Here is a 13,412-nt window from a genome sequence, read left to right as displayed (position 1 = left end):
CTACAGGAGCGCCCGCTGGCCAACACAAGCTGGTGAGGGGCTCTCCCACGTGGTCGACCAGAGCGCTGAACTCGAACTGTCCGATGCCCAGGCCGGTGTGTGGCTCGCCGAGCGCGCCGGGTACAGCCGTCCCGGCTCCTACCAGTGGGCCGAGTACCTGGACCTGTGCGGGACCGTCCGGACCGACCTGCTGACCGCCGCGCTCACGCGGGCCGCCTCCGAGTGCGAGGCGATCCGGGTGGCCTTCGAGGAGACGGCCGATTCCCTTCCCCGGCAACGGGTCCTGGACTCCACCGAACCCCGGGTGGCCACCGTGGACTTCCGGGAGGCCGCGGATCCTGTCGCCTCGGCGCGGGCGTGGATGGCGGAGCGCCTCGCGGCGGCAGGCGAGGAGCTGTTCCTGGGGGCCGTGCTGCGGCTGGCCGAGGAGCGGCAGTGGGTGTTCCTGCGGGTGCACCACATCGCCCTCGACGGTGCGGGCCTGGCGCTGCTCGTGCAGCGCGTGGCCGAGATCTACGAGTGCCTCCGGGAAGGGCTCGCCGTCCCCGGACCCAGGTGGGCCGCGCTGGCCGAGGTGCCCTCGGCGGAGCAGGCGTATCGCGGCTCGGCCGCGCTGGCCGAGGACCGCGCGTGGTGGCTCGCACGGCTGGCCGATCGGCCGGAGCCGGTGGTGATCGGATCGCGCGCCGCGCCCGCCGCCGAGGCCTCGGTGCGGTGGACCCGGGTGCTGGCGGACGTGGAGTTTGCCCGGCTGCGGCAGGGCTCCGAGCGGTTGGGGACGCGGTGGTCTCGCGTGATCGCCGCGGCCACCGCCGTGCACGTGCAGGCCGTTACCGGGCAGCCGGACTTGCTGCTCAGCCTGCCGGTCTCCGGCCGCGCGGCGGACGTGGCCGTGCCCGCCATGACGGCCAACGTGGTGCCCCTGCGCGTCCGCGTCAACCTGGCGGGAACCGTGGGCGGGCTGCTCCAGGAGGTGTCGGGGCAGTTGAGCGCCATCCGGCCGCGGCAGCGGTACCGGGGCGAGCGCCTGCGGCGCGAGCTGGGGCTGCCGGAGGACGGGCGGAAGTTCTTCGGGCCGGTGCTCAACATCCAGCGGTTCGACCACGTGCTGCGCTTCGGCTCGGCGACGGTGACCGTGCACAACCTCCAGGCCCCGCCGTCGGAGGACCTGTCCGTGGTGGCCTACGACCGGGGTGACGGCAGGCTGCGCCTGGACTTCGACGCCAACCCCACCACGTGCTCCCCCACGCGGCTGCGGGAGCTGGGCGAGCGGTTCGAGCACGTGCTGTGGCAGTTGGCCGAGGCCACCCCGGACACGCCCCTGGCCGACATCCAGCCCACCACGGCCGCCGAGCGCGCGCACCTGATCGCCCTGGGCACCGGGGCCGGCCAGGCGGTGCGAGCCAGCACGGTGCCCTCGGCCTTCGCCGCACGGGTCCGTCAACAGCCGGAGGCCGGTGCCGTGCACTGCCCGGCAACCGGGCGGCGGCTGACCTACCGCGAGCTGGACGCGCGCGCCACCGCCCTGGCCGCCCGGCTCGCCGGGGCGGGGGCCGGGCCGGGCCGCAACGTCGCGCTGCTGCTGCCGCGCTCGGTGGACCTGGTGGTCGCCGTGCTCGCCGTCCTCAAGTCCGGCGCGGCCTACGTGCCCCTGCACGCCGAGGATCCGCCGCCCAGGCGCGCGGCCGTGCTCGCCGACTCCGGGGCCCGGCTGCTGCTCACCGACCAGGCGGACGCGACGGCCCCCGGTCTGCGCGTGCTGACCGTCCACGGCACCGGCCCGGGCGCCGCGTGCCCGGAGGTCAGCGGGCACGACCTGGCCTGCATCATGTTCACCTCGGGTTCCACCGGCACGCCCAAGGGCGTCGCCGTCACCCACGCCAACCTGGTCAGCCTCGCCGCCGACCGCTGGTGGACCGAGGGCGGGGCCGAGCGGGTGCTGCTGCACTCCCCGCAGGCCTTCGACGCGATCAACCTGGAGCTGTGGGTCCCGCTGCTCACCGGCGGCGAGATCGTGCTCGCCCCGCCCGGCAGGCTCGACCCCGGCGAGCTGTCCCGCGTCATCACCACCGCTGGGGTCACCGGGATGTGGCTCACCGCCGGGCTGTTCAACGCGATCGCCACCCAGGATCCGCGCTGCCTCGCCGGGCTGCGCCAGGTGTGGACCGGCGGTGACGTGGTCTCTCCCGCCGCCGTGCGCGCCGTGCAGCAGGCGCTGCCCGGGCTCACCGTCGTCAACGGCTACGGCCCGACCGAGACCACCGTCTTCGCCACCCGCTACCCGTCAGGCCCGGTCACCGGCGTGGTCCCCATCGGCCGGCCCCTCGACGGCGCCCGGGTGCTCCTCCTCGACGAGGCCATGCGCCCCGTACCGCTCGGCACCACCGGCGAGGTTTACCTGGGGGGCGCGGGAGTCGCCCTGGGCTACCTGAACCGGCCGGGTGCCACCGCCGAGCGCTTCCTGCCCGATCCGTCCGGTCCGCCCGGGGCCCGCGTCTACCGCACCGGCGACCTGGCCCGCTGGAACGCCGACGGGCAGCTGGAGTTCGCCGGGCGCGCCGACGGCCAGGTCAAACTGCGCGGCTTCCGGGTCGAGCTGGGCGAGGTGGACGCCGCGCTGCTGGCCCAGCCAGGGGTGCGGCAGGCCGCGACCGTGCTGCGCGAGGGCCGCCTGGTCTCCTACGTCGTCGGCGAGGTCCCGGACGGGCTGCTCGCCCGGCTCGGGGAGCGGCTGCCGCCGTTCCTGGTGCCCTCGGCCGTGGTCGGGCTGGCCTCGCTGCCGTTGACCCGCAACGGGAAGCTCGACCGCGCCGCCCTGCCTGACCCCGCGGCCCCCGCCCCCGAGCCGGTGCGCGCCACCGGCTCGGCCGCCGAGCGGACCCTCGCGAAGCTGTTCGCGCAAGTGCTCGGCCGGGCCGAGGTGCCCGTGGACGGGGACTTCTTCCGGCTCGGCGGCGACAGCATCCGGGCCATTCAGCTCGCCGCCGCCGCACAGCGCGCCGGGCTGGCCGTCAGCACCTCCGACGTCTTCCGCGCCCCGACCGTCACCGCACTGGCCAAGGGCCTCGCGCTGCCCGCCGCGCGCGGTCGCGGCCTGGCACCCAGCGATCCCGACGACCCGGCCGTGCCGCTCACCCCGATCATGCACTGGCTGCGCGGCCGGGGCGCGCCGGACAACGGGTTCGTCCAGTCGATGACCGTGCGCACCCCGGCCGGATGCACGGCCAGGCAGGTGCGCGCCGTGGTCCAGGCGCTGGTCGACCACCACGGCATGCTGCGCCTCGCACTGTCCGAAGTGGCGGGGGTGTGGGCGCTGCGGGTGCTGGAGCACGTCACCGTTGAGCTGGACCGGCCCATCGACCTGGCCCGCGGCCACGTCCTGCACGCCACCTGGCGCGAGAATCGGCTCACGCTGACCGCGCACCACCTGTGCGTGGACGGCGTGTCCTGGCGCATCCTGCTCGACGACCTGCACGCGGCCTGGGCGGCGGTCCGCGACGGCCTCGCCCCGAAGCTGCCCGCCACCGGCACGCCGTTCCCGCAGTGGGCGCGGGCCCTGCTCCAGCACGCCCACCACCCCGGCGTGCTGGCGGACCTGCCCCGCTGGCTCGCCCCGGTCGCGGACCCGCCGGTGGGCGGCCGCGCGCTGGACCCCTCGCTGGACACCGAGGACACCCGGCAGTGGCTCTCGCTCAGCCTGGCCGCGGACTTCCTCTCCCAGGCCGCGGAAGCCTTCGACTGCTCGGTGTATGAGCTGTTGCTGACCGCGTTCGCGCTGGCCACCGGCCCGGTGCGGGTGGAGCTGGAGGGCCACGGGCGCGAGGAGTTCGCCGATGGCCTCGACCTCTCCCGGACGGTCGGCTGGTTCACCACGCTCTATCCCGTCCAGCTCGACGCGGGCTGTCACTGGCCCACCGACCCTGTCGACCTGGACGGCGCGGTCGCCCGGGTGCGCGAGACGCTGAGCGGCCTGGCGCGCACCGGGTTCGGCCACGGCCTGCTGCGCCACCTCAACCCGCAGACCGCACCGCTCCTGGCCGGGGTCGCGGCCCCTCGGTACGCGTTCAACTACCTGGGCCACTTCGACGTCAACGGAGACGGGGACTGGGCGGTGCTGCCCGAGGACACCGTGGTCGGTGCGGCCACCGGCGGACGGCTCGCGCTGGCCCATGCGGTGGAGCTGGACGCGGTGCTCGCCCAACACCCCGACGGTCCCCAGCTGGTGGCGAACTGGTCCTGGCCGGGCCGGCTGCTCCCCCGCGAGAAGATCAGTGCGCTGGCCGAACGCTGGTTCGAGGTGCTGACCGCGCTCGGCACCCGGGCCCGGGCCCGGGCCACCGGCGCGCTGCCGCTGCCGCCGCTGGCTCAGGGGCTGCTGTTCCACTCCCTCTATGACCACGACGGCGCCGACCCGTACCTCGTGCAGTTCGTCTTCGAGCTGGAAGGCGCGCTGGACGGGGCCGGGCTGCGCACCGCCCTGCACCGGCTGCTGTTGCGGCACCCGCAGCTGTCCGCCGGGGTGCGGCAGAGCCCGGCGGGCAGGCCGGTGCAGGTGATTGACCCGGAGTTCACCGTGCCCTGGCATGACCTGCCCGCGCATGAGGACCTGGAGGCCTTCCTGACGCAGGACCGGCAGCGGCGCTTCGATCTGGCCCGCCCGCCGCTGTTCCGCGCCGCCCTGCAACGGCGTGCCGCCGACCGGCACGTGTTCGTGCTGACCACCCACCACATCCTGCTGGACGGCTGGTCCATGCCCATCGTGGTGAAGGAGCTGTTCGGCCTGTACGCCGGGAAGCCGCTGCCCCCGGCCCCCGCCTACCGCGACTTTCTGGACTGGCTCGCTACCCGCGACCCGCACGCCGCCGAGGCGGCCTGGCGCGGCATCCTGTCCACCGTGGACGGACCGACGCTCGTCGGCGGGCCGGGCAGGAGGGGCTCGGCCTCGGCCCGGCTGCGGTGCGAGGCGGCGCTGCCCGCTGGGCTCGCCGAGGTCGCCCATCGGCATGGGGTCACCCCGAACGTCGTGATGCAGCTGGCCTGGGCCGTGCTGGTGGGCACGCTGACCGGCAGACAGGATGTCGTCTTCGGCGCGACGGTGTCCGGCAGGCCGCCGGAGCTGCCCGGCGCGGAGGGCATCGTCGGCCTGCTGATCAACACCATCCCGGTCCGGGTTGGACTGGCCCCGGACCGCACGGTCGCGGACGCCCTGGCCGCACTGCGCGAGCAGCAGCTGGCCGTGCTGGACCACCAGCATGTGGACCTGACGCGACTGCAGGCACTGGCCGGGCAGGGGGAGCTGTTCGACACGGTGGTGGTGTTCGAGAACTACCCCCTGGAAGAGGAGGCGCTGCCCGGGCTGGTGCTGCGCAACGCGCGGGGCCTGGACGGCACGCACTACCCGCTGACCCTCGTGGTGATGCCCGGGGAGCACGGGCGGCTGCGGCTGGACCACAGCGCCGACGTCCTCGACGCCGAGGGCGCGCGCCGGCTGCTCGCCCGGCTCGCGTCGATCCTCGCGCAGTTCGCCAGCCGGCCGGGCGCCACCCTGGGGGCGCTCGACCTGCTGCTGCCCGGCGAGCACGAGCCGGCCCCCGCCCCGGAGACCGCGCGGCGGTGCACCCTGCCCGAGCTGTTCGAGGCCCAGGTGCGGGCACGCCCGGACGCCGTGGCCGTCACCTACGAGGGCGAGCACCTGACGTACCGCGAGCTCAACGCCCGCGCCAACCGCCTGGCCCACCACCTCGTGGCACGGGGGGCGGGCCCGGAGCGCCTGGTGGCCCTGGTGCTGCCGCGCTCGCTGGATCTGGTGGTCGCGGTGCTGGCGGTACTCAAGTCCGGCGCGGGGTACGTGCCCATGGACCCCGACCAGCCCGAGGAACGCCTGCGGCAGGTGCTCGCCGCGGTGAACCCGGTGCTGGTGCTCGACCAGGTCAACCCGTTGGAGGAACACCCCGAGCACGACCTCGGGCCGCGCGCGGATCCGGACGGCGTCGCCTACGTCATCCACACCTCCGGCTCGACCGGTGTGCCCAAGGGCGTGGTGGTGTCGCACCAGAACGTCGTGCGGCTGCTGGACACCACCGACCCCTGGTTTGGGTTCGGCCCCGGCGACGTGCACACGCTGTTCCACTCCTACGCCTTCGACGTGTCGGTGTTCGAGCTGTGGAGCATGCTGGCCAAGGGCGGGCGGCTCGTGGTGGTGCCCAAGCACGTCACCCGGTCACCGCAGGAGTTCCTCGCCCTGCTGGCGCGCGAGCGCGTGACCGTGCTGAGCCAGACCCCGTCGGCCTTCTACCAGCTGCCCCCGGCCGACCTGGCGCTGCGCGTGGTGGTCTTCGCCGGGGAGGCGCTGGAGCTGAGCCGCATCCGCGCCTGGCGGCGGCCCGGCGGGCCGAAGCTGGTCAACATGTACGGCATCACCGAGACCACCGTGCACTCCAGCTACATCGAGCTGGATGACCTGGACGAGACCGCCAGCGTGATCGGCGTCGCGCTGCCGGACCTGCGGCTGCGCCTGCTCGACCACGCCCTGCGGCCGGTGCCGCCCGGCTGTCCCGGCGAAATCTACGTGGCCGGGCCCGGCGTGACGCGCGGCTACCTGAACCGGCCCGAGCTCACCGCGCTCCGGTTCGTCCCCGATCCGTTCGGGGCCCCCGGCGGCCGCATGTACCGCTCCGGGGACCTCGCCCGGCGGCGCCCGGACGGCGGCCTGGAGTACCGGGGCCGTGCCGACCAGCAGGTCAAGATCCGGGGCTACCGCATCGAGCCCGGCGAGGTCGAACGCGTCCTGGAACGGCATCCCTCGGTGGTCCAGGCCGTGGTGCTGCCCGATGCGGACCGGCTGGTCTGCTACGCCGTGCTGACCGGCGGCCTGGACGCGGCCGGGCTGCGCGCGCACGCGCGGACCGTGCTGCCCGAGCACATGGTGCCCGCGTTCGTGGTGCCGGTGCCGGAGATCCCCTTGACCGTCAATGGCAAGCTCGATCGCAGGGCCCTGCCCAGGCCGCAGTCTACGTTGCCGGTGAGCAGGCCGCCCCGCACGCCGATGGAGAAGCTGCTGTGCGAGCTGTACGCCGAAGTGCTCGGCGTGCCCGAGGTGGGCGCGGAGGACAGCTTCTTCGACCTGGGCGGGCACTCGCTGCTGGCCACCCGGCTGATCAACCGGGTGCGCGCGCAAACCGGGGTGGTGCTGAGCATCCGTACCCTCTTCGACGCCCCCGTGGTGGCCGATCTGGCCCGCTGCCTGCCGGAGGGACCCACCGCGCCGGACACCGCGTTCACCCCGGTGGCCCGGCCCGCGCACATCCCGCTGTCCGCGGCCCAGCGCAGACTGTGGTTCTTCAGCCAGTTCGCCGGGCCCAACTCCGTGTACAACATGGCCTTCGCCACCCGGCTGCGCGGTGACCTGCGCGAGGACTCCCTGCGGGCGGCACTGCACGACGTGCTTCAGCGGCACGAGAGCCTGCGCACCAAGGTGACCGAGGGCGGTGGCGAACCCAGCCAGCGGATCTGCTCGGCCGATGAGCTGCCCGTGCACTCGCTCGAGGTGCCCGAGTCAGCGCTGGCCGACCGGCTCGCCGAGGCCGCCGGGCACGTCTTCGATCTCACCGCCGAGCTGCCCGTGCGCGCGCTGCTCTGCCGCACCGGGCCGCGGGAACACGTGCTGCTGCTCGTCCTGCACCACATCGCCGCCGACGGCTGGTCCCTGTCCCCGCTGGCCCGCGACCTGTCCACCGCCTACCGCGCCCGGCTCGCCGGGAAGGCTCCCCAGTGGACGAGCGTGCCGGTGCAGTACGCCGACTACGCGCTCCAGCACCGGAAGACAAACCCGGCCCACTGGGTCGAGGTGCTGCGGGGCATCCCGGACGTGCTGCCGCTGCCCACCGACCACCCCCGGCCGCCGGTGTCCGCGCACCGCGGTGAGACCGTTGGCTTCCGGTGGGACGCTGCCCTGCACGGCCGCATTGCCGAGCTGGCCCGCGCGCACCGGGCGAGCGTGTTCATGGTGCTGCACGCCGCGGTCGCCTGCCTGCTGCACCGGCTCGGCGCGGGCGCGGACATCCCCATCGGCACCCCGGTCGCTGGTCGGCACGACGCCGCGCTGCACGACACCGTCGGCTGCTTCATCAACACCGTGGTGCTGCGCACCAATCTGTCCGGCGCGCCCACCTTCGCCGAGCTGCTGGCGCGGGTGCGCGCGGTGGACCTGGACGCGTTCGCCCACCAGGACGTGCCGTTCGAGCAGGTGGTGGAGGCGCTCAACCCTCCGCGCTCGCTGTCCCGGCACCCGCTGTTCCAGGTGATGCTGGCCATCCAGGACACCCCGGCCGTCGATTTCTCCCTGCCCGGGGTCCGCGCCGAACCCGTGGCCGTGCACGGCGGGGCCTCGCGGCTGGACCTGCTGTGGAGCCTGCGCCAGGAGTCCGACGGGATCGACGGGCTGTTGGAGTACAACACCGAGCTGTTCACCCCCGCCACGGCGCGGCTGCTGCTGGCCCGGCTCGACCTGCTGCTGCGCGCCGCCGTCGCCGATCCGGACCGCTCGGTCCTCGACCTGCCGGTGCTCGTGCCCGGTGAGCGGGAACGGCTGCTCACCCGGTGGAACGACACCGCGCGGAGCGTGCCGGACACCTCGGTGCACGCCCTGTTCGCCGAACGGGCGCGCGCCCATCCCCATGCGCTGGCGGTGGACGGGCTCACCTACGGGCAACTGGCGGAGCGGGTCGAGCAGCTCGCCGGGCAGTTCCGCGCGCTCGGCGCCGGTCCGGGCAGCCTGATCGCCCTGGTGCTGCACCGCACCGCCGACCTGCCCGCCGCGATGCTGGCCGCCGACCTCGCCGGCGCGGCCCACCTGCCCCTGGAACCCGGGCTGCCACCGGAACGCCTCACCGCGCTGCTCGCCGATGCGCGGCCGGCGCTGGTGGTGGACAACGAGAACGGACTGCGCGTCACGGCCCGCCCGGGGACTCCGGTGCCCGAGGACACCGCCTACGTCCGGTACACCTCTGGGTCCACCGGGCGGCCCAAGGGCGTGGTGGTGCCCAGGTCCGCACGGCTCAACCTGCTGCACGCCATGCACGAGCGGCTGGGCCTCACCCCGGAGGACCGGGTGCTGGCCTCCGCACCGGTCGGGTTCGACATCTCCGAGCTGGAGCTGCTGCTGCCCCTGGTGACCGGGGCCTCGCAGGTGCTCGCGGACCGCGACACCGTGCGCGAGCCGGACGAGCTGCTGGCCCTGCTGGAGCGCCGCCAGGTCACCGTGGTGCAGGCAACGCCCTCGCTGTGGCACGCACTGGCCGCGCGCCGCCCGGAGTGCCTGCGCCGGGTGCGCGCGTTGGTCGGCGGTGAGGCCGTGCCCGGTGGGCTGGCCGAGGAGCTGCGCGGCCTGGTGTCCTCGCTGCTGGCCTGCTACGGGCCGACCGAGACCACCGTGTGGTCCACCACGCTCCCGGTCACCGGAGCCACCGGCGCGACCGTCCCCATTGGACGTCCCCTGTGGAACACCCGCTGCCACGTGCTGGACGGGCGGTTGAACCTGGTGCCCCCCGGGGTGATTGGCGAGCTCTACCTGGCCGGGGACGGGGTGGCCACCGGCTACCTGCGCCAGCCAGACCTCACCGCCTCGCGCTTCCTGCCCGACCCGTACGGGCCGCCTGGGACTCGCATGTACCGCACCGGGGACCTCGCCTCCCGTGGCGCGGACGGGGGGCTGCGCTTCCACGGGCGCACCGACGGCCAGGTCAAGGTGCGCGGCCACCGCGTGGAGCTGGGCGAGGTGGAGGCGGTGCTCGCCCAGCACGCCGACGTGCACGCGGCCGCGGTGACCGTGCACCGCAAGGGCGTGCTGGTGGGCTACCTGGTGCCCGCCGTCGCCGAACCGGACCTGTCCGCGATCAGCGCGCACCTGGCGCGGCACCTGCCAGACCACATGGTGCCCGCCCGTCTGGTCGCGGTGCCAGAGTTCCCGTTGAGCGCCAACGGGAAGGTGCGGCGCGACCAGCTGCCCGAACCGGACTGGTCCGTGGCCGCCGAAGTGACGGCCACCCCGGGGGAGCAGCTGCTGTGCGGGCTGTTCGCCGACGTGCTCGACCTGCCCACGGTCCGCCCCGGCGAGAACTTCTTCGAGCTGGGCGGGCATTCGCTGGTGGCGGCCAGGCTGATCGCGCGGGTGCGCGCGGTGCTCGGTGTGACCCTGGGCGTGCGGGACGTGTTCACCGCACCCACCCCGGCGGCGCTCGCCGCGCGCCTTGCCGGAGCGGCCGAGACCGGTCCGCTGGTGCCCCTGCGCACCGGGGGGGCCGCCGCGCCGCTGTGCTGCGTTCCGGCGTTGAGCGGCCTCAGCGGCGTGTACGCGGGCCTGCTGCCCCACCTCGACGGCGAGCACCCGGTGTACGGCCTGCACACCGACGAGCTGCCGGACTCGGTGGAGGCGCTGGCCGAGCGCCACGTCACGGCACTGCGCGCCGCCCACCCCGAGGGGCCCTATCACCTGCTCGGCTGGTCCTTCGGAGGTCTGGTGGCACATGCGATGGCCGTGCGACTGCGGGAGCTGGGCGCCCCCGTCGGCCTGCTGGCCGTGGTGGACTCGGTCGCGGGGGCGGTGGCCGAGGTGGGGCCGGTCGAGGAGCGGATCTCCCGGCTGCTGGGCCGGGACAGCGTGTCGCTGGCCGCGGTGGCGCGCAACAACGAACGGCTGCTGCGGGCCTACCGGCCGCCGGTCTACCCGGGGGACGTCGTGTACTTCAACGCGGCGGGCGGCTCGAACCACGAGCGGTGGCGGCCGCACGTCGGCGGACGGCTCACCGTGCACCAGCTGGCCGCGGCGCACCACGAAGTGTTCCAGCCCGAGCACGTGGCCGAGGCCGGCGCGCTGCTCCGGGACGAACTGATGAGGACCCGATGATTGACCTCCTGCCTGCCGGTGCCCGAGTGGTGGTGCGGCTGCCCAACGGACCCGGCCTGGCCAAGGCCCTGCTCGACTGCTTCGACCGCGAGCTCGTCGCGGTGCCCCTGCACCCGCGCAGCACGGACAGCGCGGTGCGCGGCATCGTCGACCGGGTCACCGCCTGCGCCGTGCTGGACGAGCACGGGCTGCAGGACACCGGCCACCCCGCCGCGCACCCGGAGGCCGAGGGCCTGGCGTTCCTGATGTTCACCTCGGGCTCCACCGGCCCGCAGAAGGGCGTCATGCTCGGCCGGAAGGCGGTGCTGGGCAACGCGGCCAAGACCGCCAAGCTCCACGGGCTCACCCCCGGCCGGCCGCACGGCACCTGCCTGCCGCTGTACCACTGCAACGCGCTGGTCATGTCGTTGCTGGGCACGCACCTGACCGGCACCCCCCTGGTGCTGCACAACGGCGCGGACCCGGCCGGGTACTTCGCCGCGCTGCGTGCCGCCGGGGCCCGGACCGCCTCCATCGTGCCCGCGCTGCTGGCCGACCTGCTGGATGTCGCACCGGAGTGGCCGGAGAGCCTGGAGTACCTCATTACCGCGGCCGCGCCGCTGACCCCGGAGCTGGCCCGCCGCTTCCACGACCGCTACGGCCCGAGGCTGCGCCAGGGCTACGGCCTGACCGAGGCGGTGAACTTCAGCTTCACCACGCCCTTGCTCGACGAGCCCGCGTTCACCCGCCAGTACCTGGAGCAGCACCCGCCGGTCGGCGTGGCGCTGCCGGAGACCGAGCTGCGGCTGGTCGACGGCGAGGTGTGGGTGCGGACCCCGGACATGATGCGCGGCTACTGGCAGGACCCGGCGGCCACGGCGGCGGCGCTGACCGAGGACGGCTGGCTGCGCACCGGGGACCTCGGTGAGCTGCGCGAGGGCCTGCTGGTGCTGCGGGGCCGGGCCGGGGAGCGCATCAACCGGGGAGGGGAGAAGCACCACCCACTGGACGTCGAGCGGACCTGGCGCGAGGCCGGGCTGGGCGGGCGGTTCGCGGCGGTGGCCGTCGCCGAACCCACGCTCGGCCACGAGTTCGGGCTCGTCGCCACGGACCAGCCGGTGGAGGCCGTGCGCGCGGTGTGCGAGAACAGCCTGCTGCGGCCCGCCTCGGTGCAGTTCGGCGGATTCCAGGCCACCTCGACCGGCAAACCCCAGCGCAAGGCCATGGGCCGCTCGCTGGCCGCGCTGCGCTACGCGCCCGCCCGGTACGAGCGGCTGCTGCGCTACGCCTCGGCCACCGCGCACGATCTGCTCCGCTCCGGTGTGGACGATGCCGGGCTGCGTGCCCTGGCCGGGGCCGTGGATGCGCCCGCGCGGGAGGGCGAGGAGGTGGTGTTCGAGGCGCTGGAGTTCATGCGCGCCCACTGGCACCGGCGCGCCGACCCCGGGCTGGCGGAGGCGAAAGCCCGCTGGCGCGAGCGGTTGAGCACCGAATGGCCACTGGCCGGGTATGCCGAGCTCGCCGAGCGCCTGCGCGAAGCCCACCCGGGCGCGGTGGTGACCCGCCACCTGCCCACGCGCACCACCCCCGACGGATGCCCGTGGGCACTCGGCCCACTGCTGTCCTTTTTGGATTCCCCCCCCCAGGAGCCGGGCGACCGGTGGCATGGGCTCGCCGGACTGCGCGAGGCGGGCTTCGCCGTCGTCGGCTGCGCATTGCTGCGCGCGGGCCGTCACGATCTCGGCGGCGTGCTGTGGGCCCATACCCCGACGAGCGAAGACAGAGGCAACACATGACCCGGATGAAGCAGGTCCCCGACCACGAGGACGAGGTATTGGACCTGGAACGCCACCAGGACCCCGGCCGCAACCACATCACCCCGGTGGTGCAGCTGCCCCCGGAAGCCGCCCTGACCGTCGTGAACGCACTCGCCGGGCTGGTCCGCAGCGCCCACCAGCGGGAACAGCAGTCCCCCACGCCCCCCCGCGCGCTGAAGGAGGCGCAGGCGTTCGAGGAGGGCGACGTGTTCATGCTGGCCCCCCCCTTCGAGGGCTACTTCGCCGACCGCTACCTGATGGACTTCTACGACACCCGGGAGCGCGGCATCTGCTCCCGCATGCACCTGCACACCGGCCTGCGCTTCGTGCGCATGATGACCGGCCCGGACACCCTCATCCGCGTCTCCAGCCTGTCCCCCCTGACCGTCCGCTCCCGCCCGGACTGGATGGCCCCGCTGCGCGCCTTCGTCGACGCCCTGCCGGACACCCCGGCCGGCGTGCACCGGGACCGGTACAACGTCGTCGTGCCACCGAACTCCTGGGTGGACATGCAGATCCCCCGGGGCGTCTCGCACCAGTTCAACGCGGTCGGGCCCCATGCGGTGATCGACTCGGTCCACCCGGAGGAGTCCATCGAAACCCTTCGCGAGGGCATGTCCGGGTACCGCATGATGGCGCAGACCATCTTCCTGGCGGAGCACCGCAGCTCAGATGCCACCTGTGCCGACCCCACCGAAGGGGGCTGAGAGGGG

3 protein-coding genes are annotated in these 13,412 nt (G+C 74.4%); all 3 read left to right on the top strand.

The features are described 5' to 3' along the window. Positions 1-49: 49 nt before the first annotated feature. The 3 genes from KY661_RS35700 to KY661_RS35690 are packed head-to-tail and all read left to right on the top strand — an operon-like array spanning position 50 to position 13,406. Positions 50-10,903 carry a non-ribosomal peptide synthetase gene (locus tag KY661_RS35700; RefSeq protein ID WP_225414452.1) on the top strand — a complete coding sequence of 3,618 codons (10,854 nt, stop codon included), beginning with the start codon at positions 50-52 and terminating at the stop codon, positions 10,901-10,903. Beyond that, a complete protein-coding gene (locus KY661_RS35695; RefSeq protein WP_225414451.1) occupies positions 10,900-12,678 on the top strand; it encodes a class I adenylate-forming enzyme family protein in 1,779 nt (592 codons plus the stop codon). Before KY661_RS35700 ends, KY661_RS35695 begins: the two co-directional genes overlap by 4 nt. Beyond that, positions 12,675-13,406, top strand: a complete 732-nt coding sequence (locus KY661_RS35690; protein ID WP_225414450.1) for a hypothetical protein — start codon at positions 12,675-12,677, stop codon at positions 13,404-13,406. The genes KY661_RS35695 and KY661_RS35690 overlap by 4 nt, the downstream gene beginning before the upstream one ends. Positions 13,407-13,412 lie beyond the last annotated feature (6 nt).

The organism is Allostigmatella hybrida (genome assembly GCF_020103775.1).
GTDB classification, from domain to species: domain Bacteria; phylum Myxococcota; class Myxococcia; order Myxococcales; family Myxococcaceae; genus Hyalangium; species Hyalangium aurantiaca.
The sequence above is the reverse complement of the archived record's forward strand: the minus strand, read 5'-3'. Positions and strand labels throughout refer to the sequence as shown.

Bases quoted from the DNA above. Each gene is read 5' to 3' on its own strand.
- KY661_RS35690 (WP_225414450.1), top strand. From the start codon at position 12,675: ATGACCCGGATGAAGCAGGTCCCCGACCACGAGGACGAGGTATTGGAC.
- KY661_RS35695 (WP_225414451.1), top strand. From the start codon at position 10,900: ATGATTGACCTCCTGCCTGCCGGTGCCCGAGTGGTGGTGCGGCTGCCC.